General features: G+C 64.3%; 24 protein-coding genes and 2 pseudogenes. 8 read left to right on the top strand and 18 right to left on the bottom strand.

The window, feature by feature from the left end; genetic code table 11:
- Positions 1-131: 131 nt before the first annotated feature.
- The 6 genes and pseudogenes from CIT39_RS23225 to CIT39_RS23200 form a co-directional block, all read right to left on the bottom strand.
- Complete coding sequence (locus CIT39_RS23225) at positions 132-1052, bottom strand: hypothetical protein (protein ID WP_094972313.1); 921 nt, start codon at positions 1050-1052, stop codon at positions 132-134.
- A 14-nt stretch (positions 1053-1066) separates the two neighbouring features.
- Positions 1067-1363, bottom strand: a complete 297-nt coding sequence (locus tag CIT39_RS23220) for a hypothetical protein (RefSeq protein WP_028181202.1) — start codon at positions 1361-1363, stop codon at positions 1067-1069.
- Between the two features lie 105 nt (positions 1364-1468).
- Positions 1469-2023 (bottom strand): inner membrane-spanning protein YciB, encoded by a 555-nt coding sequence (locus tag CIT39_RS23215; RefSeq protein ID WP_094972312.1) that lies wholly within the window; start codon positions 2021-2023, stop codon positions 1469-1471.
- A gap of 12 nt (positions 2024-2035) precedes the next feature.
- Positions 2036-2611 carry a hypothetical protein gene (locus CIT39_RS23210; protein WP_094972311.1) on the bottom strand — a complete coding sequence of 192 codons (576 nt, stop codon included), beginning with the start codon at positions 2609-2611 and terminating at the stop codon, positions 2036-2038.
- A 77-nt stretch (positions 2612-2688) separates the two neighbouring features.
- Positions 2689-2952, bottom strand: a complete 264-nt coding sequence (locus CIT39_RS23205) for a hypothetical protein (protein WP_094972310.1) — start codon at positions 2950-2952, stop codon at positions 2689-2691.
- 72 nt (positions 2953-3024) lie between these two features.
- Positions 3025-4423 (bottom strand): annotated as a pseudogene (locus CIT39_RS23200) (carotenoid oxygenase family protein).
- Positions 4424-4529: 106 nt separating this feature from the next.
- Here CIT39_RS23200 and CIT39_RS23195 point away from each other — a divergent pair.
- A pseudogene (locus CIT39_RS23195) lies at positions 4530-5257 on the top strand (TetR/AcrR family transcriptional regulator).
- A 23-nt stretch (positions 5258-5280) separates the two neighbouring features.
- Here the strand turns inward: CIT39_RS23195 and CIT39_RS23190 are convergent.
- Positions 5281-5883: a hypothetical protein gene (locus CIT39_RS23190; RefSeq protein ID WP_094972307.1), complete on the bottom strand. Its 603-nt coding sequence runs from the start codon at positions 5881-5883 to the stop codon at positions 5281-5283.
- Between the two features lie 160 nt (positions 5884-6043).
- On the opposite strand from CIT39_RS23190, the gene CIT39_RS23185 reads away from it, so the two are divergent.
- Positions 6044-6622 (top strand): SET domain-containing protein, encoded by a 579-nt coding sequence (locus CIT39_RS23185; RefSeq protein WP_094972535.1) that lies wholly within the window; start codon positions 6044-6046, stop codon positions 6620-6622.
- 223 nt (positions 6623-6845) lie between these two features.
- On the opposite strand, the gene CIT39_RS23180 is transcribed toward CIT39_RS23185, so the two are convergent.
- From CIT39_RS23180 to CIT39_RS23160, 5 genes are all read right to left on the bottom strand, one after another.
- On the bottom strand, positions 6846-7130 hold the full coding sequence (locus tag CIT39_RS23180; RefSeq protein WP_094972306.1) for a hypothetical protein: 285 nt from the start codon (positions 7128-7130) through the stop codon (positions 6846-6848).
- Between the two features lie 51 nt (positions 7131-7181).
- Complete coding sequence (locus CIT39_RS23175) at positions 7182-7775, bottom strand: hypothetical protein (protein WP_094972305.1); 594 nt, start codon at positions 7773-7775, stop codon at positions 7182-7184.
- Positions 7776-7777: 2 nt separating this feature from the next.
- Positions 7778-9574 (bottom strand): DUF4209 domain-containing protein, encoded by a 1797-nt coding sequence (locus CIT39_RS23170; RefSeq protein ID WP_094972304.1) that lies wholly within the window; start codon positions 9572-9574, stop codon positions 7778-7780.
- Between the two features lie 1132 nt (positions 9575-10706).
- Positions 10707-11105 (bottom strand): hypothetical protein, encoded by a 399-nt coding sequence (locus tag CIT39_RS23165; RefSeq protein ID WP_094972303.1) that lies wholly within the window; start codon positions 11103-11105, stop codon positions 10707-10709.
- 39 nt (positions 11106-11144) lie between these two features.
- Positions 11145-11375, bottom strand: coding sequence for a hypothetical protein (locus CIT39_RS23160; RefSeq protein ID WP_094972302.1), 231 nt, complete (start codon positions 11373-11375; stop codon positions 11145-11147).
- A 101-nt stretch (positions 11376-11476) separates the two neighbouring features.
- Between CIT39_RS23160 and CIT39_RS23155 the strand changes: the two genes are divergently transcribed.
- Positions 11477-12298, top strand: a complete 822-nt coding sequence (locus tag CIT39_RS23155; RefSeq protein WP_094972301.1) for a helix-turn-helix domain-containing protein — start codon at positions 11477-11479, stop codon at positions 12296-12298.
- Positions 12299-12367: 69 nt separating this feature from the next.
- A complete protein-coding gene (locus CIT39_RS23150) occupies positions 12368-13033 on the top strand; it encodes a DsbA family oxidoreductase (RefSeq protein ID WP_094972300.1) in 666 nt (221 codons plus the stop codon).
- Here the strand turns inward: CIT39_RS23150 and CIT39_RS23145 are convergent.
- Both CIT39_RS23145 and CIT39_RS23140 read right to left on the bottom strand, forming a co-directional pair.
- Positions 13011-14204 (bottom strand): GNAT family N-acetyltransferase, encoded by a 1194-nt coding sequence (locus CIT39_RS23145; protein WP_094972299.1) that lies wholly within the window; start codon positions 14202-14204, stop codon positions 13011-13013. The two genes, CIT39_RS23150 and CIT39_RS23145, sit on opposite strands and share 23 nt — an antisense overlap.
- Before the next feature lie 105 nt (positions 14205-14309).
- Positions 14310-15227, bottom strand: a complete 918-nt coding sequence (locus CIT39_RS23140; protein WP_094972298.1) for a transglutaminase family protein — start codon at positions 15225-15227, stop codon at positions 14310-14312.
- Between the two features lie 199 nt (positions 15228-15426).
- Between CIT39_RS23140 and CIT39_RS23135 the strand changes: the two genes are divergently transcribed.
- The gene (locus CIT39_RS23135; protein ID WP_094972534.1) at positions 15427-16311 is read left to right on the top strand and encodes a transglutaminase-like domain-containing protein; all 885 of its coding nucleotides are present in this window, start codon (positions 15427-15429) and stop codon (positions 16309-16311) included.
- 25 nt (positions 16312-16336) lie between these two features.
- Here the strand turns inward: CIT39_RS23135 and ccoG are convergent, their stop codons facing one another.
- The 4 genes from ccoG to CIT39_RS23115 are packed head-to-tail and all read right to left on the bottom strand — an operon-like array spanning position 16337 to position 19771.
- Complete coding sequence (ccoG, locus tag CIT39_RS23130; protein WP_094972297.1) at positions 16337-17773, bottom strand: cytochrome c oxidase accessory protein CcoG; 1437 nt, start codon at positions 17771-17773, stop codon at positions 16337-16339.
- 40 nt (positions 17774-17813) lie between these two features.
- On the bottom strand, positions 17814-18017 hold the full coding sequence (locus tag CIT39_RS23125) for a YgaP family membrane protein (RefSeq protein WP_028181089.1): 204 nt from the start codon (positions 18015-18017) through the stop codon (positions 17814-17816).
- Between the two features lie 27 nt (positions 18018-18044).
- On the bottom strand, positions 18045-18488 hold the full coding sequence (gene trxC / locus CIT39_RS23120) for a thioredoxin TrxC (protein WP_094972296.1): 444 nt from the start codon (positions 18486-18488) through the stop codon (positions 18045-18047).
- Positions 18485-19771 (bottom strand): NAD(P)/FAD-dependent oxidoreductase, encoded by a 1287-nt coding sequence (locus CIT39_RS23115; protein WP_094972295.1) that lies wholly within the window; start codon positions 19769-19771, stop codon positions 18485-18487. Before CIT39_RS23115 ends, trxC begins: the two co-directional genes overlap by 4 nt.
- A 113-nt stretch (positions 19772-19884) precedes the next feature.
- Between CIT39_RS23115 and CIT39_RS23110 the strand changes: the two genes are divergently transcribed.
- The 3 genes from CIT39_RS23110 (at position 19885) to CIT39_RS23100 (ending at position 24520) form a co-directional block, all read left to right on the top strand.
- Positions 19885-20193 (top strand): ArsR/SmtB family transcription factor, encoded by a 309-nt coding sequence (locus CIT39_RS23110; RefSeq protein ID WP_181955175.1) that lies wholly within the window; start codon positions 19885-19887, stop codon positions 20191-20193.
- Positions 20194-20309: 116 nt separating this feature from the next.
- On the top strand, positions 20310-21296 hold the full coding sequence (locus tag CIT39_RS23105; RefSeq protein WP_162308914.1) for an efflux RND transporter periplasmic adaptor subunit: 987 nt from the start codon (positions 20310-20312) through the stop codon (positions 21294-21296).
- Positions 21293-24520: an efflux RND transporter permease subunit gene (locus CIT39_RS23100; protein ID WP_094972292.1), complete on the top strand. Its 3228-nt coding sequence runs from the start codon at positions 21293-21295 to the stop codon at positions 24518-24520. Before CIT39_RS23105 ends, CIT39_RS23100 begins: the two co-directional genes overlap by 4 nt.
- Positions 24521-24523 lie beyond the last annotated feature (3 nt).

Raw genomic sequence — 24523 nt, 5'->3', positions numbered from 1 at the left:
TGCGAGTGAGGCAGCATGTGCCTTTAGGAAACGTCGTCATGCCCGGGCTTGTCCCGGGCATCCACGTTCCTGGTGCTGCGAGGAAGACGTGGATGGCCGGGACAAGCCCCGGCCATGACGGCTTCAGTCTTCTAACTGCAATTTGTGACCTGGTTCGAGCACAGCGCGCGCCACCAGCCGCGGACGCCGTCCTGGCTCTCGACCAGGCCCCAGAGCCCGCTGCAGGCGAGCATCCGCTTCGGACCGCCGTCGGTGTCGATCGCGCCGCCGAGCTCGCGCTGGGCCGGCATCCATTTGGCATCGACGAAGGGGGCTTGGAACAGCCCGCCCATGCGGGTGGCGCCATTGGCATAGGCGGCACCGACCTTGTTGGATGCGACCCAGCCGCGCCCGACGTAGGGCTTTGGCGCGCTGCGCGGATATTTCTTCTCGTCCTCGTAGTCCTTGCCCGGCGGCTTGGCGCCTTCGATCAGAAACCAGCCGTTCCTGAAGCCGATGATGCGAAATTCGGTGAGCCAGCCGCCGTCGGGCGTGTTCTCGGCGCCGCCCAACTTCAAGCGATAGGGCGGCGGCAGCGTGCCGAGCACACGCGCCGTCGCCGACGGCTCGGCGCGCACGTTGAGGCCGGCAGGGTCCTTGTCGATGGACCAGGCGCCGAGGTCGCAGGGCTCGGTGCCGTCAGGGAGCGTCGCCCGCTTGGCCGCAAGCTCGGCGTGCAGCTTTGCGAAATCGGTCGCGTCATCGTCGGGATCGGGCTCCACGCGCGGCTTCAACTCGGCTGAAACGGCGCGTGTCGCATCCGATGTCAGCGTGACCACGAGCGCCTGGCGCGCAGCGAACACGCTGGCCGGTGTTTTCGGATCGTTCGATGGCGCGGGATAGAGGGCGAGATAGCCTGTCGGACCCTGGGTTCGATAAGCGGTGCCGGCGACATATCCTGCCGGCACCAAGGCGAGCGCGCTTGCGCGCCACGCCGGCTCGGTGTCATCCGCGCGCGCCGCTTGCGTCGTGACGCACAGCATCGTCGCTGCGATGAGACGAAGCACGCGCATGTTGCTGCGCGGCGTTACGCCCGTACGCCCGTGAACGGAAAGCTGCCCATCGGGCCGATGCCCATCTCGCCGCTCATGCTGTCGCCGGAGACCTTGCCGATGAACTCAAGCGTCAACGGCATCGGATTGGTGATGGAAACCTTCCAGTTGACGGCGTCGCCGCTGATGGTGCCGTCGAAAATCTCGGCGGTATTACCTTCCGCGCCCTGCGTGCCCGTCAGCGTGCCGCCGGAGCTCAACAGGGTCAGCGTCGCCTGGCGCTCGCCCATCGGCGTCGTCATGGTCAGATTCCAGTTGCCGTCTACGGCCATTCCCGTCTCCCGAACAAATCCCGGCGGACCGCGACGATCCGCGGCCAGTCCCGAGCGAGCCTATAGCTCAACTCGCGGCTCCTGACTAACCCTCGAATAGGGCATTTAGGCGCGGGCGGCGGCGCGCCGGCGGCTGGTGACGATGAGCCGGAGCACAACATACTGCACGGCGAAGGCCAGGATCTTGCCGCCGCCGGCGACCACCGTGAGGTAGAACGCCCACAGCTTCAGATCGCCTGTGGAGGCGACCACGATCACGCCGGCGCCGATCACGAACATCAGCGCCGCCCAGGCATAGCCCGCAGCCGTGACATATTCCGGAACGGTCTCGACGACGATTGGCGGCATGTAACGCAGCATCCAGCCGCGCTTGAGCATGATCAGACCGATCGCGAAATGCGCGATCGCGGGCTTTGCCAGCATGAAGCGGGGATCATTGGTCAAGAGCGTGATCGTGCCCAGCACGACGACGAGCGCGAGGCTCGCGTAAGTCATGTAGTTGAGCGGCTGTCCCTTGATGCGGGCGTAGACCACTTGTGCGAACGCGCCGGCGATCGCCACCGACGTCGCCAGGATGACGTTGTCGGTGACGAGGTAGACGACCAGGAAGACGATGGCGGAGAAGAGGTCGGAGGCGAGGCGGGCGAATACGTCCTTCATCGTCGATCCTGTTCAGCTTGCGTCGGGCAATGCGCGGGCGGGCGTACCGTACTTGATCTGGAGATACTCGGGGTACCACTTTGTAAAGTAAATCGCGCTGTTGCGGGCGGCGAAGGCGACCGCAAGGCTCGACCAGAGCGGCAGGCCGGGGACGTAGAGCAGCACGAGATTGCCAGCCGCCATCAGCAGCGCGGCCACGGTCCAGGCGCCGGTGATGACGTAATTGGCGGTGAGAAAGCCGGGCATCGCCGCGGTCTCGGCCGGCACCGCTTCAAGCGCATATTGCAGCGTGAAGGGACGGCGGACCAGCAGCGAGCCGAGCGAGATGACGAAGATGCCGATATCGACCGAGAGCTTGACACCGAGCGTTCCGAGCTGCGGGTCGATCAGCGCGAGGTAGAGGCCGATTGCGGCGAACACGATCGCCGAGCCCGCCGCCAGAATCTTCACCGAGCGACCGCGCAGCACATCGATCGCGACGGTGGCGAGGCAGATCGCGGACGCCACGAACACGCTTGAAGCGGCCGACGTCACCAGCATCAGCAGGCTGAAAGCGCCGTAGGGCGCGAGGATCAGGAAAATCGCCATTGCCACCCTTCGGTCAGGCCGATCTTTACGATGTAAAGATAAATAGTTCAGAGGCGTGATCGGGTCAAGTGAAATCTTTACAGTGTCAAAATGGTGTAAGCGGCATACAAAAGCTGAATGGCGGCAATCGCTTGGTCGGACGCCTCGTCGACCAGATCCGCCCAATTCAGGCGCGACAGGAGGGGGAGCGCGCAGGCGATCGCGAGGCCGAGGGCGAGCAGGATGCCGCCGTTGAAGATGACCTGTCCGCTCCGCCGCAGCCGGACCACCTCGAGGGTGAGTGCGGCGCTGACCAGGGCGAGGATGGCGAGGAGGTCTGCGGTGATTGAGGGCATCTGCATACGGGCCTCCCTGGCGACAAATCCGTGCTGTGGCCGGACGCGCGCCACGAGCGCGCCTCCGCATGACGGGAGCTACTGCGCCCCCACCCAATTGCCGTGAAAGCCGTCGGGCACGCGGTGGCCGAGCTGCACCAGCGCGACGGGGCCCGCTTCGACATCGGTGGCGTTGAAGACGGCGAGATCGCTGCGATTCTCCCACGCCCGCCAGATGACGGCCAGCAGCCAGCCATCGCCCTCGGCCGCATCCTTCGATCTCTCGACGAACACCGGTTCGGAAATGGTGTCGCCGGCGGGCAGCAGATAATGGCCGAGACGCCTTCCGTTGCCGTCGACATGGACGATGCCGGAGAGTGCGCCGAATACCGGCCGTTTCGGGTTGGCGCAGGCGTACCAGCCGTGACGGTTCTTCAGCCCGGCGTAGCGGTCGTCGATACGCGGGAATTCGCCGGTGAGGTCGTCGAGATAGGTCTGCTGGAAGCGGTCGGTAGTCCCGGAGAGATCGAAGGTCCAGCGGCAGTGCCGGGCGCGCGACTTCTCCGGATCGGTCGGCCGTCCGTCGGGATGCGGAAACAGCGGCGCTTCCTCGAACTGCATGACGTCGGCAATGATGCGGTTGTCGTCCTCCCCACGCGTTCATGATGTGGAAGACGTAGCAGGTTTCACCGCGAAACCAGACGATGTCCTTTGCCGTGCCGTTCCGCTTCATCACGCCGACATAGGCGCCCTTGTCCGGCTCCCAGGCGTAAGGCGGCCGTCCGCTCATGGCGCGCTCCATGCTGCCTGTGATCGGCAGGATCGGAAACAGCAAATGGTTTGCGGTGACGATGAAGTCGTGCACCATGCTGGCATAGGGCGCCTCGAACCGCTCGAAGCGCGTCGCCTTGCCGGCGGCATCGATCGAGCCGTAGGAGAGGGCAGGCGTCAGCGGTCCGGCCGCGTTGTAGCCGAAGAACACGAGCTCGCCGGTGACGGGATCGATCTTCGGATGCGCGGTAAAGCTGCCGGCGACGCGGCCCTGGTAGTTGTGATAGCCGCGTGTCGCCAGCGTGCCCGGCTCGATCTCGGTCGGCAGATGCGCTTCTTCGAGCGCCAGCAGCTTGCCGGCATGGAAGATGATGTTGGTGTTGGCGACGCCGCCGTCGGTGAGATCAGCGGGCGCATCCGGCAGCTTGCGGCCGAAGCCGCCGAACAAGGCGCGGCCGGCATCGTGCTCGGCGAGCCATTTCGGTGTGCGGACCCAGCGGTTTCGATAACTGGCGCGGCCGTTCTCGAGGTGGAAGGCGTGCAGCATGCCGTCGCCGACGAACCAATGTGCGCCGGGGGAATCGAACTGCGGATTGGGACCGTTGCGATAGAGAACGCCGTTGAGCTCGCGCGGCAATTCGCCGACGATCTTCAGGAATGGCGCGTCCGCTTCGAACGGGATCGGCGCGACATTGTTGCGGCGCTCGGCGACGGCGTCGTGCTGCACGGCGTATCCCTCCCTATCTTTACATCGTAAAGATCAGATAGCGCCGATCGTCGCGTCCGTCAAGCGAAATCTTTACACTGTCAATATTGCGTCATATATCTTGCGAATGGCAAAGACCGACACCAAGGGCGAAACGGCGCGAAGCGCGCGTCCCCCAGAAGAGCGAATTCGACTGCGGCATCGCGCCCAAAGCGCGGCGCGGCGGGCGTGAAGAGCGAGACGCCCTATCATCACGGCGCCCTGCGCGAGGCGCTGCTCCAGGCCGCCGAACGGGTGCTGGAGCGCGACGGGCTCGCCGGCCTCACCTTGCGCGCGGTGGCGCGCGAGGCGGGCGTCTCGCATGCCGCACCCACCCATCATTTCGGCGATCTCACCGGCCTGCTCAGCGAACTCGCGGCGGTCGGCTTCCGCCAGTTCAACGCGGCGATGGCGTCATCATGCGATGCCGCCACCACGCCGCTCGAAGCCGCGCTGGCGCGCCCCAAAGCCTATGTCGCCTATGCGCAGGCCCATCCCGGCATGTACAGCATCATGTTCCGCACCGAGCGGCTCGACTATTCCAGGCCCTCGCTGCACGAGGCGGCCGAAGCCTCCTTCGCCGGGCTTGCGAATGCGATCGGCATGATGCGGCAGGAGCGGATCAGCGGCGACGCGCTGACGTTGAACCAGGGCGCCGCGATCGCACGGGCCTGGTCGATGGTGCACGGCTTCACCACGCTGCTGCTCGACGGACGGCTCGAAGACATCCTCGGGCGGCTGCCCGAGGGCACGACGGCGGAGCGGCTGCTCGAGGCGATGCTGACGGTGCCCTTGACCATGAAACCTCACGCATAGCGGCCGCGCGAGCCCGCCAGCGTCTACCGCATCGTCGCCAGCTCGACGGCGCGGCCGCGCGTGCCGACGACCTTCACCTCGTCCTTGCCGCACACGAAGCCGCGGGCGAAATCGTCGGCGGCCTTGCGCGCGAGCTCGTTGGCGGTGGGGTTGGCGATCGCATCGACATAGGCGACGTGACAGACCGGGCCCGGCGGCAGCCGGGTCACGACCAGCATGGCCTTGGTGTTCGGCCGGCCTTGCTTGTCGGGATCGTCATTGTCGGCGATGTGCCAGCGCTGGATGATCGCGAACGGCTTTGCGCCCACGGCGCGCCATTCGATCGTGGTCTCCGACGAATTGAACGGGCCGAACCAGACCTTGGCCGCCGGTTCGTCGGTAGCTTGCCTGCGATTGCGGCCGACCGAGACGATTTCGCGAAGATCGTCCTCGGCAATCAGCACCGTCAGGCCGTCCTTGCCCGGGCATGCCCGCGTGGTGCCGCCGTCGAGCTCGCTGGGCCTGCCGATCTGACGGCAATCCTTCGGCGCCGTCGAGGTGTATGTGCTGCCCACGGATTGGGCGCCGGCGCTGTTCAGGCCGATGCAAGTCATCAAGACAGCCAGGCGCAGGGTGATGCGGTTCATGAGGGCTTCATCGCGGGGAACTCCGTCCCATCAGACGTCTTCATTGTGGGCAAGGTTCAAACAGGCGTGGGATAGACCTGACAGCGGCGCGGAATCGTTCTAGAAGAGCGGCTTCGCCTGAGGCCTCTCGCCTCGTTTGCGTTTCTCATTACCCTTGATCATGCCAGCCATCGCCTCCAGCAAATCCTACCGGGTCGGCCGCTCCAAGACCGGACTTGGCCTGTTCGCCACCATGCCGATCAAGAAGGGGACCCGGATCATCCGCTATTTCGGACCGATTCTGGACTCCAAGATTCCCGCGCACGACGAGATCGAGAACAAATACCTGTTCGAGCTCAACGGCCGCTGGACCATCGACGGCTCGGTGCGCAAGAACCTCGCCCGCTACATCAACCATTCCTGCCGGCCCAACGCCGAGTCCGACGTCCGGCCGCGCGAGCGCAAGGTCTTCATCCGCGCCATCAGGAACATCGAGCCGGGCGACGAGATCAATTACGATTACGGCACTGACTATTTCAAAGCCTATCTGAAGCCGATCGGTTGCAAGTGCGAGTCGTGCGAGAAGAAGCGCAAGAAGCTGCGCGCCGAGGCACGGGCGGAAGCCGCCAAGGTGAAGGCGCGCAAGGCGAAGAAGGTGGTCGCCAAGGGTTCGAACAAGGGTTCGAAGACCAAGGCCGCCAAAAAGAAGAAGCTCAACGGTCGCGCCGTTGCCAAGGCTAACGGCCGCGCGCGGGCTTAGCCGGCGCTCTCGTTCCCCGGACGCGGCGCAGCGCCTCTTCGGCGGCGCGCTGCAGAGCCGGGGCCGTGTATCCGCGAGCGATCCGTGTGGCGTGGATCCCGGCTCTGCGCGGCAACGCCGAAAGCGTTGCAGCGCGTCCGGGAAACGAGCGGCCTCACGCCGCCACCACACTCCCGCTCTGGCGCAATCCAACACATTGCAGCCCCGTAGGATGGGTTGAGCCCTAGCGAAACCCATCGCCTTTCAGCTCCGCTCGCCTGTCGCGACGCCGCGCGAAATTGCCGATTGGATCAATCGCCAGCGCATCGCGAAAGCGGCGTCGCCGTCTGGCAGTGTCCAAACAGCACCGCATGAAGATGATCGTGAACGGATGCCGCTGACGCGTGTCGCGACACGCCGCGCGGAGTATCTCGACATGATCCGTCAGCAGGGAGAGCCTCCGCTCCGCCAGATTGACGGTGAAGAGGAGGCTGCCGCTTGGCACGATGTTACGGCGATACGCGGTCATCGCGGACGCCTTCGGGGATGGGCGATGGGTTTCGCTAGGGCTCAACCCATCCTACGGCTGCTCGTTGTGATGGGCGCTGCTTTTGACGGAAGCGTCGGGATTAAATGTGCGAAGCGTATCCCGCCAGAACCGCACGACGGCCTCGATGACGTGAAGAACCGGAACGAAGCGTGGCTGCTCGCGAGCGCCCTCGCCAAAGTCGAACAAGAGAACGCCCTTGTTGTCCTGCCCGACAGGCAGTGAGCCCGAGACATAGCGAACCGGGCCGTGCCATACGCCTTCGCCGAACCCGGCATCTAGTACATCCAGAGAAAACGGCGCGGCCTCAACCTTGAAGGCGTCAAAGCCAGTCTCGCGCGTTTCAAAGTGCTTGCTGCCGTTTGTGATGGCCCTGAAATAGGGAAACCAAATGCACCTACGGTTGATGAGGCTATTAAAGTCGTTCTCGCTTGTGATGTTCAAGGCATCTTTCAGCTTTTGATTGTTCTCAACGAGGTCATGCCAAACCCATTCGCGCAGATGGTAGGCTTCCATGATGCAGTGGAAGGCCCGCCGGGCTGAATGCCGCTCGCGCATGAGGTCGTCGAAATCATCGACAAGCATCTCGTAGAATTGAAGGTGTGTTTGGATGTCGAAGATTGGCATCGCTATCTCTCGCGTTTCCTGCCGATTTGTGCGAATTCCTTCCACAAACCGAGCATCAATAGCGAGTGAATGATCAGGTTGCCGAGATGCCAGTAAAACTGGTCGGCATCCATCAAGCCGTGGGCGATCTCGTTCCGTAGGTTCATGCCACGCGGATCAGCGTAGAGCGCCTGAAAGTGCAGGGTCGCATCGGGTCCAAGCGCTTCGGCTACCTTCTGGTTATAGAGGATTTCGCCCATACCAATCGCGACGCTTGTTCCCGGAACGGTGGGGTGGGCTTTGGTGACCGGTATGCCCAACTCGTCGGACATCTTGCGCAGGGCGCGCTCGACTTGCGGGACGAGGACATGCGCAGCTTTAACATAGTCCTCCCGTGCCCAAGCGCTCGTGCCCTCTACCAAGAGGCTCATATCCTCGAAAAGCCCGTGACGGTTGGCCCAACCGGCAAAATGTTGCGGCACAACCCCGTGCTTGTCGAACAAACGCCGGAAGGCCTGTTCGAGCCAGGGGCGTTCGAACTGAAACGTGAGCTTTGCTTGATGAAAGAGCCGACCGAATGAATCCTCGTCCACGCCTCCGATCTTCGCGGCGACGCGATCGTCTGCGTAGATCATTTGCGTGATATGCGCCATCAGTGGCGCTTTCTCCAATGTCTTCTGAACTCGCTCCTCAAGATGATTGCGCTTCAGCATGAATTCACAGGCGATACGAACAAAACTATCGCCAATATCGTCGACAACAACGAGGTCCAAGAACTTCTCCATGTCGTCCTTGGTGATTTCGATTTTGTGCTCGAACGATTGAAGGTTCTCGCCTGCCGCGCCGATCTTCTTCTGCATCAATATGCGGGTGCGGTCGCGGTCTTCCTTTGAGCCAGCGTTCCGGTATTCATCCGTCGCCGTTTGCAGGAGTGCGGCAGCAAGCATGGGATCGGCGTTGCTAGCGAACTGCTCGAAAGCTTCGGCGACCGCCTTGTGAAGTCGTTGGGCGTCGTCGTGCTGGCCTAGGCGGCGATAATACGGAACGAGCCGTTCAGCGGCACTTTGCGCCTCATGCGGATCGCAGTTCTCAGGATCTCCGGTATTGGAGCGCATCGCGATGATGCTTTCCAAATCGGCGACCAGTTCGGCCCGCTCGTCATCGGTGACGCCTGCTTTTTTGTCGTCAAGCAGCCGGTCAACCGTGTACCACCACGTGCGGCTGTGGGATTTCATCAGCCCGCGATGGACATCCATCAATGCCTTTCGAGCCCGTTCCGTGCGGTCCGTATCCCCGATCAGGACAGCGAGGTCCAGCGCTCGAATTGCGAATTGGAAATGTTCATGCTCTTCGGGCATGCGCGGGATCGCATCGAGGTAGCAGTCGATTGCAATTCGCGCATCCTCGGGATCGCGCTTGCGGCGCGCGATAGGGCCGCTCATGTCCCATGCAAGATCAGCGTATCGCGCCTTAAGGAAATGATGGCTGAGCGCTCGCGCGCGTGCGGCCCAATGCGTTACCACCTCGGGCGGGGTGTCCGAAATATCGGGGAAGTAGACCTTGGTGCCCTCGGCGGTCACGCCCGAGCCCATCGGCCCAAAATAGCTATTCCATGGGTTTTCGTGCCGGTCGCTCGTCAGGGCGAAGGCAAGTACCTCTGCCCACGCACCTAGGTTTTCGGCATCCGACGGCTGGGTCAGCGCCCCCCGCGCGGCCTTAAGCTCCCCGCCAATGGTGAACTCGTTGAAGGGCTCCTCCCGCGCGTCAAATCGCTGGATGATTTCTTCCAGGAGAGCGGGCACGGTCAATGCGTTTGACATGAAAGTCCAATCGTGATTCGGAGCGGCAATAGAAACTAGCGTACCCGGGTCGTCCCGGTTGCAAAAAAGTCAGAACGTTACTTGAAGATGGTGCGGCACCGGACTTGAACCAGTCCGGAATTGCTCCGAGGGATTTTCTTACCATCCAGGGCTTTCGCCGCCCGCGGTCGCAGTTCGCGCTCAGCATATGTTGTTTGGATAATACCTTGATGGGCGCATTTGTGCCCGAATATGCTCCGAACTGGTGGAAACGTGGAGGGGGCTTGAAGAGCCAGCTCGTAGGACTCTTGAGCTTTGCGGAGCCCATCGCCTTTTAGCGCCGCGCGCCGTACTCGCTGCTATCCTCAAACGAAAGCGGACGTCGCATCCGGGCGTTGGGCGTCGTCGCCTGCCGGCTCCGATTGGCACGGCGACCCGTCGGGCAAAACACCCAAACCCGCGTCAATCCCTCGCAGCAAAAATATATCGCTTTTCCGAAATTCGGATTTGTGGCATACATTCGCCATCCCGGCCCTGCCAGAGGGGCGCTTCGCGATCGTCACGAGATGCGGGCCGGGGTGCGGTGGACGCGGTAGCGCCGGCGTGATTGCGTGGGGACAGGGACGGGAGACCGTTGAGTCCCGGCGCGATGCGCATACGACACGGTGCGGTCACAGCGGTTTGGTCGATGGTCGGGGGTGCGCACACCAAGCCCCGGGCGCTGAGGCCAGGCCGTCCGCGGACGGAGAAGTCGTGTGGTCCCGACGCCCGGGGTTCTGGCGTCAAGTCTTGCGGTGATGCGGCGGCCCGACCGGGTCCTCACATCGATCAGCCGCAAGGGGACGGGGGCAATAGTGCAACGCTCCCCGAGGAGAGCACGAAGGACACCGTTAAAACCATCCGCGCAGGGAAGGCCGGGCGACCGGCACACCTGTGGTCCACCCCGTGTGCGTTCTTATCGCCCACGGACCTGCGGGTGCCGCCGGCGCCCGGCCTTCCCTGCGCCCTCCGGCAACGAAGGGCGCGATCGATCGGGCAAAGCTCGGGCGAAATGCGCCGCGAGAACGCGAGGTCATGCATGCATTTGGATACGATGCGATTTGAGGAGACGTTCGCGTTCTCTCGGGCCGTGCCGCGTCATGTCACGAAGCCATCACGCCGCCACCACGCGCGCACTCTTCCGCAATCCCACATATTGCAGCTCGGCGAACACGCCGGTGGCGATTGCCTGCGCGACGACCATGAGCTCGCCGGCAAGGTTCGGCGACACCGCGCCCGACAACAGCAGCGCGATGCTGCCGACGGTCCAGGCCGCATTGCCGACCACGACCAGCAGCACCAGTGGCTTCGCCACCGAAGCGCGCGACGCCAACCAGCCGACCAGCGCGGCGTAGGCAATCAGGAACAGGCCGGTCTCGCGCAGCAGCGCTTCCGGCAGGTTGAACAGTGTCGCGAACGCGCTTGCGCCGAAAGTGAAGCCGAGGGCGGCGACGCCGCTGAAGATGGCATCGGCAAGCAGCGCGCGGCGCAGGAAGGTGGATGCATCGATCATTTGAGGTCTCCGTGGTTGGGGGGTGGGCTTGGATGAAACTCAATGCCGTCCGCGCCACCAGGCGCGGAGCAGGCGGGCGAGGCGGAACGGACAGAGGCTTCTGCCGACGCCGTGCTCGAAGGCCGTGACCCGCGCGACCACATAGTCGCCGGTCGAATGCAGCAGCGGCTCCGGCATGTTGAGGCTGCGCGCCAGCATCCGCGTGGTCAGGGTGACGGCGAAGGGAACGACGTGGTCGGCGACGGCGCGGTAGATCACGAGAGCAATCATGGCGAACTCCTGTTGCCACTGAGGATGCCGCCGTGCGGGGTCGGTTTCGATTACCTCGGGGGTAATGGAAGCTCTGAAATTCGCATGCTAGGTTTTTGCTCATGAACGCACATGCATCCACGGCACAGGCCGACCGCAGCCAGCCGGTTCACATCGGCGACCATTTGCGCGAATGGCGGCAGCGCCGCCGTATGAGCCAGCTCGATCTCGCGGGCGAGGCCGAAATCTCGGCGCGTCATCTCAGCTTCGTCGAGACCGGCCGCGCCGCGCCGTCGCGCGACATGGTGCTGCGGCTCGCCGAGCGTCTCGACGTGCCCTTGCGCGAACGCAACGTGCTGCTGGTCGCGGCCGGCTACGCGCCGGCGTTTCCGCAGCGCCAGCTGGAGGATCCCGCGTTGAAATCAGCCCGCCAGGCGATCGACCTCGTGCTCAAAGCACATGAGCCGAATCCCGCGCTCGCGGTGGACCGGCACTGGAACCTGGTCTCCGCCAACCGGATGGTGGCGCCGCTGCTCGCCGGCATTCCGCAGCATCTGCTCGGCCAGCCCCTCAACGTGCTCAGGCTCGCCTTTCATCCGGAGGCGCTGGCGCCGCGCACCGTCAATCTCGCGGAGTGGTGCGGGCATCTCTTGGAGCGTCTGCACCGGCAATGCGAGGTGACGGCCGATCCTGAGCTGATCAAGCTCTACACCGACCTCAAGAGCTATCCGATTCCGGCGCGCGCGGGGCCGCTGTCGAGCGACAATGTCGCGATCCCGTTCAAGCTGCGACACGGCGGCGAGATCCTGAGCTTCTTCTCCACCACCATGGTATTCGGCACGCCGGTCGACATCACCCTGTCCGAGCTGGCGCTGGAAACCTTCTTCCCGGCCGACGAGCGCACCGCCGAGCGGCTCAGGCAGATGGCAGCAGCCATGATCTAGCGCCCTTGCCTCGGGGCGGGTTCGGCTTATCTTCCGACGAACCCTTATCGCCCGAAGGAGGCGCCTGACATGAGCACGCTGAAACCGCTCCAGATCGACGTCGTCTCCGACGTGGTGTGCCCCTGGTGCTATATCGGCAAGCACCGGATCGAGAGCGCGCTGGCGCTCGTGCCGGATGTCCCGGTCAAGCTCAATTTCCGCCCGTTCTTTCTCAATCCCTGGGTGCCGCGCGAGGGCATCAGCCGCGAGGCCTATCTCACGCAGAAATTCGGCTCGGTCGAGGCCTACAAGGGCATTGCGGGGCGCGTCGTCGCGGCCGCGAGCGAGGAGGGCCTTCTCTACAAGCCCGAGCTGGTGGCGCGCCAGCCCAACACCACCGACTGCCATTGCCTGATCCTGTGGGCGGAAGCGATCGGCAAGGCGCCCGAGATGAAGCAGCGCCTGATGGAGCTGTATTTCCGCGACGGCGGCGATCTCACCGATGTGAACGTGCTGGTGCAGGCGGCGGCCGATGTCGGCCTCGACGCCGACGACGTGCGCAAGCGCCTTGCCACCGACGAGGACGTCGCGCGCGTCTCCGCGGACGCGCAGGAGGCCGCCGAGAAGGGCATCTCCGGCGTGCCGACCTATGTCTTTGCACAGAAATACGCCGTCTCCGGCGCGCAGGACCCGAACCTGCTGGCGCGCGCCATCCGCCAGGTTTCGGCGGAGATCAACGCGCAGGCGGCGGAGTAGTCTTCGCTGGTTTGCGGAGCCGGCGGACCACACGTCGCGCAGCCTCATGCGCGGCGTTGAGGCCGAGCAGCGCTCCATGAATGAGCGCGACGACCGGATCGTGTCGCCGCAGCGGGATCAGCACGTCGCCGATCGCGAAGCGCCCGCGCCAGATCGGGTTGATCATGGGATGGTCGGCGCTCGCGGTGGAGTCCGCGCTGGCGATGGCGGGATCGGCGCAGAGATGGCGCGTCAGCTCGAGGGTGAGCTGCACGCCCGGGGAATATTTCGCAAAGCGCTCGTCGATGCCGAGCTTGAAGAAGAACGCGCGGTCCTGATGACGCAGCACGATGCCGGCGGCAATCGGTGTCGTCCCGGCGCGAAGCATGATGATCTCGCATTGCGCGGTCTCGGCCAGGGTCGGCACGGCGCGGCGAATGAAAGTCGCATCGCCCGCATGCTGGACCAGTGAGGTGCCGCGCTTGCCCTTCCAGCCGCTGGCTTCGAGCTGCAGGAATGTCTCGAGTGCGGGCCCGATCTCGTCAGGCCGGCGTGCGACGTCGAATGAAACGGGGCCGTGCTCTTCGAGGCGATGGCGTTGTCGGCGCAGCTCCTTGAGCTTCTTGGTGCCGAGCGCCTCGCGTAGCAGCGTTTCGTCATCCTGCGTCGCATCGAGGCTGGCGCGGACGTAGGAGGACAGCACGCGCGGCTTCAGGCCGTCGCGGTCCAGGACCTGCTTCAACGCAGTCATCGCGGCACCGTCGAGCGCGACGTCATTGAGCACTAGTGCATGCGCGCCGGCCTCGCGCGCCTGCTGCAACAGTCGCGTGGCCGCCTCGATCGGGGCATCGCGGTCGATCAGCGGGCTGCAAAGCGTGCCGTAGGGATGCGCGCTCACCAGCGCGGGCAGGGGAATCTTCACGGCGCGCCATAGCGGGATCACCGGCATCAGCCCGATCAATCGCGTCGAAGAGCCGTCGAATGCGGGCAATGCCGAGGCTTCGGTGCGGCCCCGCGCGGTGGCGCTGACGGCGAGCTCCCAGCCGGGTAGATAATATCCGTTCGGCTCGATCGCCCGCTGCGCGAGTGCGCGCCACTGACCGGGGTCGATCGCAATGAGCGGCACGCGCGCCGTCGTGGCATCCGCCGCCGGTGCCGGATGGATCGCTGCCTGCTGCGCGATGTCGACCACGTCCCTCGTCCCCGTTCACACGGGCCGAGCCCGAGTTATGTGGAGCATGCTAGCGCATAGGATGGAAAATGCCGTTCGGGGGCCACGTCAATTTGCGCGAAATTGTTAACGTCGCGTTGACGATAGCGCCGCCGGCTGGTCGGCCGGAGACGTCAGCCCGGTCTTCACGTTTACCGAGACTTCCATGCCGAGATCGTCCTCGGGTTCCCCCCAATAGGAGCCGCAGAGCGGGATGGCCTGCTCAGGCGTCCGGGCGACGCCGACCCGGATCAGGTCGCGATTGCCGACGATGCCGTTGGTCGGATCGAACTCCACCCAGCCCGAGCCGGGCACGTAGATCGAGCACCATGCGTGGGTCGAGCCGCCGCCGAGCCGCACCGGCCCGTCGCGATCGGCAACGTAGACATAGCCGGTGATGAAGCGGGCGGCGAAGCCGAGCGCGCGTGCCGCCTCCATCATCAGCAGCGCGAAGTCGCGGCATGTCCCCTGCTGCAGCTCGAGCGTCTCCGCAGGCGTCTGTGTTCCCCGCATCGTCCGGCGCTGGTAGGAGAAGCCTTCGGCAATGGCCTCGTTGAGCGTCATCAACAATTGGCCCGTGGGCCGCCGGCCGTCCGCTGCCACGAATTTGGCCAGCCACTCCTCCACCGCGCCGTCGTCGGGATGATGGCGACGCATATAGGGTTCGAGATCGGGCAGCTCGCTGTCGGCATAGGCGAACGGATGCTCGCGGGCATAGTCCTCGATTCGGAAGTCCGGGGTGTTTTCCGGCGTATGGTCGAGCTCGATGGTGGTGTCGAACTGGAGCTGGTCGCTCACGGTGTCGAAGTCGACCAGGGTGAGGCAATTGCCCGAGACGTCGTGAATCCAGCGGACTTCGGCGGGTTCGGGCCGGATGACGAGCCGGCAGTCGAGCAGGCGCTGGTCATAGCTGTCGCGTGGCCGGAATAGCAGCTGGTGCTGCCCGAGCTTCACCGGCTTACGGTAGCGGTAGATCGTTCTGTGGTGGACGGCGTAGGTTGTCATGTGCTCGCTTCTGGCCCGCGGCTATATGATCCTGCTTTCGTCCCCGGTCCAAGCAGGGATTCGAAGGGTACGGCGGAGGAGAGGGGGCGACAGGCACAATTGCCCTTCATTTCAGCAGCGCTGCAGCCGAAGACGCGGAACGAATACGCCGGGGCAGGTGTTTGCGTTCGAGGTCAACGACGACTCCGAGGAGACGATCTTGAAGATTCGCGCCGGCTACGACATTGCGTTCAAATGCCTTCAAGACGTCCCGATGATCCTGATGCTGAGCGTGCATCCGTCCCGGCACGGCGATCTCTTGTCCCCGCACGCCATCCAGACCACGCCCGGTGTTGGCACCAGGGACTATCTCGATGCCTTCGGTAACGTCTGCACCCGCCTGGTCGCGCCAAGCGGTCTGATCGAGATCCGCAACGACTTCGTGATCGAAGATTCCGGCGTTCCCGAGCCGGCGGCGCCGTTCGCAGCTCAGGTTCAGCTCCAGGACCTGCCCGACGACGCGCTGGTGTATCTGCTGGGCAGCCGCTATTGCGACACCCAGAAACTGGCGGATCTGGCCTGGTCTACCTTCGGCTCGATAGAAGGCGGTGGACAGCGCGTGCAGGCGATTTGCGACTATGTCCACGCCCGCATCAAATTCGGCTATCAGTTTGCACGCGGTGACCGCACGGCGTCCGAAGGTCATGCCGAGCGCATCGGCGTATGCAGGGACTTCGCCCATCTGGCCGTGACGTTGTGCCGTTGCATGAACATTCCGGCGCGTTATTGCACCGGCTATCTCGGCGATATCGGGGTGCCTCCCGACCCGGCACCGATGGATTTCAGCGCCTGGTTCGAGGCCTATATCGGTGGTCGTTGGTACACGTTTGACGCGCGCCACAACCATCCACGCGTCGGCCGGATCGTCATTGCTCGCGGCCGCGACGCCGCCGACGTCGCGATCTCGACGGCGTTCGGCCAGGCGGAACTGGTTCGGTTCAACGTCGTGACGGAAGAGCTCGTCGGCGACAGTTCGGTCCAGCTCGCGCCTGATATCATCATGGCCCCGCGCGCGCAGTCGAGGCTGCAACGTCTCATGGCTTGAGACGATTGCTCCGCAGCATCGACTTTCACTCCTTCGGCACGAAATGATCGCGCGCCTCGGCGCGCTCTCCGCTGCCGACGTCGGTGATTTCAACTCCGATATCGATCGCCGCCCTGGGCACGCGGTCGGGCGAAACCTGCACCGACATCCGGACCTCGCGGGTCTGATCCTGTCCAACTTGAACGACCGGGTTGCCGTCGGGACCCGGCTCGACGCCGGCGACGCGAACCGTGGCGCCCGGCAGGCCTGAGACCTTGAGCGCGAAAGATCTTTCCGCGCCCTTGTTGAGGATGCGGACGGTGTAATCGTTGCGGACCCCGCCATCCGAGAGCTGAACGAACAGCGGATTGCGCTCGTGCAGCACGTTGACGTCCATCGTCGCGCGGGTGGCGAGGGTGTAGACCATGATGGTGCCGACGATGGCAATGGCTGCGGTATAGACCAACGTGCGCGCGCGGATGATGCGATAGATCGGCGGCTTGCCCTCGCGCCGGCGTTGCATGTTGATGTCGGTGTCGTAGCCGATCAGGCCTTTGGGCCGGCCGATCTCGCTCATCACGTTGTCGCAGGCGTCGATGCACAGGCCGCACTGGATGCAGCCGAGCTGGATGCCGTGGCGGATGTCGACGCCGGTCGGGCAGACATTGATGCACTGGTGGCAGTCGACGCAATCGCCGGCGAAATCGCCGTGGGCGCGGGCGGCTTCCGCCTTCTTCACCGACATGCGCGGCTCGCCGCGGTCGCGGCGATAGGTGACGTTGAGCGCCCATTCGTCGGTCAATGCCGCCTGGATGCGCGGCCACGGGCACATGTAGATGCACATCTGCTCGCGGGCGTGGCCGGCGAAGACATAGGTCGTCGCGGTCAGGATGCCGATCCAGAGATAGGCCGTGAACGGGGCCTGGAAGGTGGCGAGCTCCTTCACCAGCGTCGGCGCGTCGTCGAAATACAGCACCCAGGCGCCGCCGGTCCACCAGGCGATCATGATCCAGAGGAAGTGTTTGAGTGCGACCTTTCGGATGTGGTCGAAGGTCCAGTAGCGCTTGTCGCCCTGCATGCGCTCGCGGCGATCGCCCTCGACCCAGCGCTCGACGGCGTAGAACAGATCAGTCCACACCGTCTGCGGGCACAGATAGCCGCACCACAGCCGCCCCGCGACTGCGTTCATCAGGAACAGCATCATCGCCGCGAGGATGAGCAGGCCGGTGAAGTAATACACCTCTTGCGGCCACAGCTCGATGAAGAAGAAGTAGAAGCGGCGATGCGGCAGGTCGATCAGCACCGCCTGGTCGGGCAGGCCGGGTCCGCGATTCCAGCGTACGAACGGCAGGAGATAATAGACCCCGAGCGTGACGCACAGGATCGCCCATTTGATGCGGCGGAACGGCCCGTGGACCGATTGCGGATAGACCTTCCTGCGCTTCTCGTAGAGAGGCCCCTCGATGAAGGTGTCGTCGGTCATGGCAAATTCCCCCGCATCACTGACTGCATCTGAGTTGCGTTCAGGAGAACGCGCAGCCGCTGCTCAGGCCCAGCTTCCTGAAGACGATCGCCGCCGGGCAGAAGCCTGTGAACGAAGCCTGCAACATGTTCAGTCCGGCGAACGCCGTCAGCAGATACCAATACGCATTCACATAGGTGCCCAGTGCGAGACCGAGCAGGACGACGAATCCCGCAAACGCGAGAACGGCTTTGTCGACATTCATGGTAGGCTCCTTTTTGGGGTGGTGACGTTACGAACGGGTCAGTTTGGTTTCAGTCCAGGCGACGATGCTGCGCGTATCCATCGCGCCGGAATGGCGAGCGATCTCGCGGCCGCCGTGCATCAGCAGCAGCGTCGGAATGCCGCTGATGTTGAGCCGCGACGACAATGCGGGTGCATTGTCTGAATTCAGCTTCAACAGCCGCACGCCGGGTTCGAGCGCTTGCGCCGCGCGCTCGAACATCGGTGCCATGGCGCGGCAGGGTCCGCACCATGGCGCCCAGACGTCGATCAGCACGGGAATGTCGCTTCTGGCGACATGGCGGTCGAAGGCTGCTTCGTCCACCTCGATCGGCTGGCCTGCGAACATCGGTTGGTGACAGGCTCCGCAGCGCGCACCTTGCGGTGTGCGTTCGGGCGGCAGGCGATTGATGCGCCCGCAATGTCCGCAGACGATCTGGCGTGTCGTGCTCATGTGCCGGTTCGGACCTCCTTGATCTTGGCGATGTTCAGCCTGTCGAGCAGGAAGCGCTCGTAGAACGGCTCGCTCTCGCCGCGCCGCATCTTGCGCAGGAAGTATTTCTCGAAGGCAACCTTGGCGAGGTGCACCCATTCGCCCTTGGAGGACCAGTTGACGTTGCGCGGCGGGATCTGCGGCTGCGCGAGGAAGGCGACGCCGGAATCGCCGAAGTCGGCGAGGCAGATCGCGTTCCAGGTCGGCTGCGCCGTCGGCGCCTTGCCGCGGAGCAGGGCGCCGATGTTCATCGCGGTCGCCGTCACCATGGATTCGATCATGAAGCCGGTCTTGGGGACGCCAACCGGCACCGGTGTGGCGCCGACCGGCGCGATCGCGACGCAGACGCCGACCGCAAACACGTTGGGGAAGGCGGGATTCTGCTGATGCTCGTCGACGATGACGAAGCCGCGCGGATTGGTCAGTTTCTCGATGCCGCGCACCGCCTCGACGCCGCGAAAGGCGGGCAACATCATCGAATAGACGAATGGCAGCTCGTGGGCCTTGCGGGACGTGCCGTTGTCGGAAAACTCCTCCACCGTCATCAAGCCGGGTGCGACATTGTCGACGCGGGCATTGGTGATCCACTTGATGTGCTTCTCGCGCATCTCGCTTTCCAGGAGACCCTTGGTGTCCCCGACGCCGTCAAGGCCGAGATGGCCGATATACGGCTCCGAGGTGACGAACGTCATCGGCACCCGGTCGCGCAGCTTGCGCCGGCGCAGCTCCGTTTCCAGGATGAAGAGGAACTCGTAGGCCGGCCCGAAGCAGGAGGCGCCCTGAACGGCGCCGATCACGACGGGGCCGGGGTTCGCCGCAAGCTTCTCGAACGCGTCTTTCGCATGCGTCGCGTGATCGACGTGGCAGATCGACTGTGTATGGCCCTGCGGGCCGAGGCCGGGAATCTCGTCGAACGCCAGCTCGGGGCCGGTCGCGACGACCAGATAATCATAGTCGATCGACGTGCCGTCGCCGAGCTCGATACGGTTCTCCTCGGGGTGGACGCGCTTTGCGCCCTGCGTCAGCAGCCGCACTCCCTTGCGCTTCATGATGTCCGCGAGATCAATCTCGATATCTTCGCGCTTGCGCCAGCCGACTGCGACCCAGGGGTTCGATGGGACGAAGTGATAGACGGCGCCTTGCGAGATGACGCTGAGGCGATCGTCCTTTCTCAGCTGCGGCAGCAATTCATAGGCCATCAGCGTTCCGCTCAGACCGGCTCCGATTACGACAATCTCCGCCATAGTTACCTCCGTTGGGGTTTCACCGCTCCGCCGGTTTACTCCGGCCGTCTTGCTGCTTGACTATATATTCACATATTCGTATATACACAAGTATGAAAATAGATGGTGACATGATGGAGCAGGCGGCCGACCAGGCGAGCGACCTCTTGAAGGCACTCTCCAACCGCCACCGTCTCTTGATCATCTGCCAGCTGATCGACGGCGAGCATTCCGTCGGCGAGCTGGCCGAATTCCTGGGCCTGCGCGATTCCACAGTCTCCCAGCATCTTGCGCTCCTTCGCAAGGACGGCCTGGTGTCGGCACGGCGAGACGCGCAAACGATCTTCTATTCGATCGCGAGCGAGCCGGCGCGCGAGATCCTGAAGACGCTCTATCAGGTCTATTGCGCACCGAAGTCCATACGGACGAAGCGCACTTTATGAGCGCCCCGAGCGGGGCGCGTTGAGCGAGATCAACGTCCGCTTCGATGATGCTGATCAAATACAGAGGACACCCACGAGTGCGGTGTGATGGTTTCATGCTTACACGGATACGCCCCATGCGGCTCATAGGAGTTTTGGTTGTCTTGGCCGCCGGCCTGGGTGCAGGCGTTGCGCGTGCAGAGACGCTCACCGTGACGCAGCATCCGGTGGCCGACGAAAAGGCCGTCTTTGCCACGGTGGAAAGCATCAGCGTCGTACCCGCGCGCGGGCGCATTGGTGGGACCGTAGTCCAGCTCCACGTCAGGGAAGGGGATCGCGTAACCGCCGGTCAGGCGATTGCCACGATCGGCGATGAGAAGCTCGGCCTGCAGATGAAGTCGTTGGATGCGCAGATGGAGGCGCTGCAGGCGCAGGCCAGCCAGGCGCAAGTCGATTTCACGCGAATCGAGGGTTTGGTTGAGCGTGGCATTCTGCCGCGCGTCAAGCTCGACGAGCAGAGGACGGCGCTGAACGTGGCGGAGAACGGCCTGCGCGCCAAGACCGCAGAGCGTGCCGTCATCAACGAGCAGCTCAACCAGGGTCAGGTGCTGGCACCGGCAGGGGGACGTGTGCTGAAGAGGCTTATCACGGTTGGTTCCGTCGTATTGCCCGGTGATCCCATCGTTACCGTCGCGCAGCAGAACTTCAAGCTGCGGTTGCGGGTGCCCGAGCGCCATGCGCGCTCTCTCAAGGCCGGCGACAAGGTCCGCGTCGATGGTGCGGAGCTTGGTGGCGAAGCCGGCAGATGGGGCGTCGTCGATCTCGTCTATCCGCAGATCGAGGAGGGGCGGGTCATTGCGGACGCGACCGTCGAGGGACTCGGCGAATATTTCGTCGGCGATCGGCTGCGCGTGTGGATCTCCGGCGGCAAGCGGTCGGCTTTCGTGATTCCGGCAGGCTACGTGAAGACCCGGTTCGGCATCGACTACGTCCAGCTTCAAAAGTCCGGCGGAGTGGTCGACGTGCCGGTGCAGCGCGGCCGCGAGCTGCCGACGCCCGCGCTTCCCGATGGACTTGAAATCCTGTCCGGCATCCGTACCGGCGACCAGTTGGTGCGGCCGTGAATCTCGGACTCTCAGGCCGGCTGACCAAGGCGACGATCGGCTCGCCGCTGACGCCATTGTTCCTGCTTGCATCGCTCGTCGTCGGCCTCATCGCTGTGGTCGTGATTCCGCGCGAGGAGGAGCCGCAGATCTCCGTGCCGATGGTCGACATTCGCGTCAACGCCGATGGCTTGCGCGGACCCGACGCGGTCGAGCTCGTCACCAAGCCGCTGGAAGCGATCGTCAAGGGCATCGACGGCATCGAGCACGTCTACAGCCAGACCGAGGACGACCGCGTGATGGTCACCGCGCGGTTTCTGGTCGGAACGAAGGCGGAGGATGCGATCCTCCGCGTCCACGAGAAAATCCGCGCCAATCTCGATCGCATTCCAGTCGGGATCCCCGAGCCTTCGATCGTCGGCCGCGGCATCAATGACGTTGCGGTGACGGTCTTGACGCTGTCGCCGAAGCCGGAGGCCGCCGAGCGCTGGACCGACAAGGATCTGTTCGAACTCGCGGACAAGCTGCGCTCGGAGTTGATGAAGGTCGACAATATCGGTCTGACCTACATTTCCGGCGGCGCGGCCCAGCAGATCCGGGTCGAACCCGATCCGGAAAAGCTGTCGCTGTTCGGCGTTACGCTGCAGCAGCTCGTCGCCAAGGTGAAGGATGCCAACCGCTCATTCCTGGCGGGCCAGGTCCGCGATGCCGGCATCGTGCGCAATGTCGCGGCCGGCCAGACGTTGTCGGGCATCCCCGACATCGGCCTCCTCCTGATCTCGACCCGCGACGGACGGCCGGTCTACGTCAAGGACGTGGCCTCCGTCGTCGTCGGGCCGAATACGCTCGAGCACCGCGTCTGGAACGATGCGCGCGATGCCAAGGGGCAGTGGTCGCGGGTGCCCGCGGTCAGCCTCGCGCTCGCCAAGCGCGCCGGCGCCAACGCGGTTGTGGTCTCGGCCGACATCGACCATCGCCTGCAGGGACTGAAGGGGCGACTCATCCCCGATGACGTCCAGGTGACGGTGACGCGCGATTACGGCGAGACTGCCAACGAGAAGGCCAACGAGCTGCTGTTTCACCTCGCTCTCGCGACGGTCTCGATTGTCATCCTGATCGCGGTCGCGATCGGCTGGCGCGAGGCTCTGGTGACCTTCGTCGTGATTCCCACGACGATCCTGCTGACGATGTTCGCCGCCAATCTGATGGGCTACACCATCAACCGCGTCAGCCTGTTCGCGCTGATCTTCTCCATCGGCATTCTCGTCGACGACGCCATCGTCGTGGTCGAGAACATCGCGCGGCACTGGGGCATGCGCGACGGCCGGCCGCGCCTGCAGGCGACCATCGAGGCGGTGGCGGAGGTCGGCAATCCCACCATCGTTGCGACGCTCACTGTGGTCGCGGCGCTGCTGCCGATGCTGTTCGTGTCGGGCCTGATGGGCCCCTATATGGCACCGATCCCGGCCAACGCGTCGGCTGCCATGCTGTTCTCGTTCTTCGTCGCCATGGTGGTGGCGCCCTGGCTGATGCTCAAGCTCGCGCCGAAGGGCGAGATGGCGGCTGCTCATGCTTCGCACGATGAGGGTCGGCTCGGCCGGATCTACCGGCGCTTCGCCACGCCGATCGTCAGGAGCAAGCGCTCGGCCTGGATCTTCCTGCTCGGCGTCGGCATTGCAACGCTACTGTCGATGACGCTGTTCGCGACCAAATCGGTGACGGTCAAGCTGCTGCCGTTCGACAACAAGTCGGAGATCGCCGTCGTGGTCGATCTGCCTGAAGGGGCGAGCCTGGAGGCGACCGAGCGCACGCTGTTCGGTGCCGCCGAGATCGCGCGGCAACTGCCGGAGGCGACCTCGCTGCAATCCTATGCCGGCACGCCGGCTCCCTTCAATTTCAACGGCCTGGTGCGGCACTATTATCTTCGGGAGAGGCCCGAGCTCGGCGAGGTGCAGGTGAACCTGGCCGCGCGGGGCGAGCGCAAGCGCGCGAGCCATGAGATCGCGCTCGAACTCCGCGAGAAGCTGAAGGCGCTCGATCCGCCCAAGGGCACCAGCATCAAGGTGGTCGAGGTGCCGCCCGGGCCGCCGGTGCTTTCGACGCTGCTCGCCGAGGTCTACGGTCCCGATGCAGCCACACGCCGTGCGGTCACGGCCGAGCTCAAGAAGGTCTTCGCGGAAGTGCCGTTCATCGTCGACATCGACGATTCCATCGGCGAGAAGCGGCCACGGCTGCGGCTCTCGATCGACCAGGACCGGCTCGAATTCTTCGGCGTCGAGCAGCGCGACGTCTACGACACCATCCAGGCGCTGTTCGGCGGCATCTCGATCGGCTATTCGCATCGCGGCGAGGACCGCAATCCGATCGAGATCGCGGTGCATCTCGGAAAGCGCGATCTGGTCTGGGACGAGGCTCTGGCCTCCACGCCGGTGCCGGCCAACACCTTGCCAGGCAGCAAGACGGTGGTCGAACTCGGTCAGGTCGTGAAAGCGACCATGGAGCAGGGTTCGCCGACGATCTTCCGCCGCGACGGCCGCTTCGCCGACATGGTGATGGCCGAGCTTGCCGGGCGCTTCGAGGCGCCGCTTTACGGCATGCTCGCGGTCGCCGATCGCGTGGATGCCCATGATTGGGGCAAGCTGCCGAAGCCCGCGATCAGCCTGCACGGCCAGCCAACGGACGAGTCGCGTCCGACGCTGCTGTGGGACGGCGAGTGGGAAATCACCTGGGTGACCTTCCGCGACATGGGTGCGGCCTTCGGCGCGGCCATCCTCGGGATTTACGTGTTGGTCGTCGCCCAGTTCAGGAGCTTCCGTCTGCCGCTCGTCATCCTGACGCCGATTCCGCTGACGCTGATCGGCATCCTGATCGGGCACTGGCTGCTGGGGGCGCCGTTCACCGCGACCTCGATGATCGGCTTCATCGCGCTGGCGGGCATTATCGTGCGCAACTCGATCCTGCTGGTCGACTTCATCAGGCACAGCGGCGCAGACGGCAAGTCGCTTCGCGAGGTGGTGCTGGAGGCCGGCGCGGTGCGCTTCAAGCCGATCCTTCTCACCGCGCTTGCGGCCATGATCGGGGCCGCGACCATCCTGCTCGATCCGATCTTTCAGGGGCTGGCGATCTCGCTCCTGTTCGGGCTTGCCTCGTCGACGCTGCTCACCGTGCTGGTAATCCCCGCGATCTACATCGCCTTGCGCGCGCCGCGCGAGGAGGCTTCGACCACAGCCAAATCCAGCTCATGAGGA

Origin of the sequence: Bradyrhizobium symbiodeficiens (assembly GCF_002266465.3) — a bacterium.
Lineage (GTDB): Bacteria > Pseudomonadota > Alphaproteobacteria > Rhizobiales > Xanthobacteraceae > Bradyrhizobium > Bradyrhizobium symbiodeficiens.
This window is presented reverse-complemented; position numbering and strand designations above follow the sequence as displayed.

Coding starts and splice junctions, on each gene's coding strand:
- CIT39_RS23225 (WP_094972313.1), bottom strand. CDS start 1,052: ATGCGCGTGCTTCGTCTCATCGCAGCGACGATGCTGTGCGTCACGACG.
- CIT39_RS23220 (WP_028181202.1), bottom strand. CDS start 1,363: ATGGCCGTAGACGGCAACTGGAATCTGACCATGACGACGCCGATGGGC.
- CIT39_RS23215 (WP_094972312.1), bottom strand. CDS start 2,023: ATGAAGGACGTATTCGCCCGCCTCGCCTCCGACCTCTTCTCCGCCATC.
- CIT39_RS23210 (WP_094972311.1), bottom strand. CDS start 2,611: ATGGCGATTTTCCTGATCCTCGCGCCCTACGGCGCTTTCAGCCTGCTG.
- CIT39_RS23205 (WP_094972310.1), bottom strand. CDS start 2,952: ATGCAGATGCCCTCAATCACCGCAGACCTCCTCGCCATCCTCGCCCTG.
- CIT39_RS23190 (WP_094972307.1), bottom strand. CDS start 5,883: ATGAACCGCATCACCCTGCGCCTGGCTGTCTTGATGACTTGCATCGGC.
- CIT39_RS23185 (WP_094972535.1), top strand. CDS start 6,044: ATGCCAGCCATCGCCTCCAGCAAATCCTACCGGGTCGGCCGCTCCAAG.
- CIT39_RS23180 (WP_094972306.1), bottom strand. CDS start 7,130: ATGACCGCGTATCGCCGTAACATCGTGCCAAGCGGCAGCCTCCTCTTC.
- CIT39_RS23175 (WP_094972305.1), bottom strand. CDS start 7,775: ATGCCAATCTTCGACATCCAAACACACCTTCAATTCTACGAGATGCTT.
- CIT39_RS23170 (WP_094972304.1), bottom strand. CDS start 9,574: ATGTCAAACGCATTGACCGTGCCCGCTCTCCTGGAAGAAATCATCCAG.
- CIT39_RS23165 (WP_094972303.1), bottom strand. CDS start 11,105: ATGATCGATGCATCCACCTTCCTGCGCCGCGCGCTGCTTGCCGATGCC.
- CIT39_RS23160 (WP_094972302.1), bottom strand. CDS start 11,375: ATGATTGCTCTCGTGATCTACCGCGCCGTCGCCGACCACGTCGTTCCC.
- CIT39_RS23155 (WP_094972301.1), top strand. CDS start 11,477: ATGAACGCACATGCATCCACGGCACAGGCCGACCGCAGCCAGCCGGTT.
- CIT39_RS23150 (WP_094972300.1), top strand. CDS start 12,368: ATGAGCACGCTGAAACCGCTCCAGATCGACGTCGTCTCCGACGTGGTG.
- CIT39_RS23140 (WP_094972298.1), bottom strand. CDS start 15,227: ATGACAACCTACGCCGTCCACCACAGAACGATCTACCGCTACCGTAAG.
- ccoG (WP_094972297.1), bottom strand. CDS start 17,773: ATGACCGACGACACCTTCATCGAGGGGCCTCTCTACGAGAAGCGCAGG.
- CIT39_RS23125 (WP_028181089.1), bottom strand. CDS start 18,017: ATGAATGTCGACAAAGCCGTTCTCGCGTTTGCGGGATTCGTCGTCCTG.
- trxC (WP_094972296.1), bottom strand. CDS start 18,488: ATGAGCACGACACGCCAGATCGTCTGCGGACATTGCGGGCGCATCAAT.
- CIT39_RS23115 (WP_094972295.1), bottom strand. CDS start 19,771: ATGGCGGAGATTGTCGTAATCGGAGCCGGTCTGAGCGGAACGCTGATG.
- CIT39_RS23110 (WP_181955175.1), top strand. CDS start 19,885: ATGGAGCAGGCGGCCGACCAGGCGAGCGACCTCTTGAAGGCACTCTCC.
- CIT39_RS23105 (WP_162308914.1), top strand. CDS start 20,310: ATGCGGCTCATAGGAGTTTTGGTTGTCTTGGCCGCCGGCCTGGGTGCA.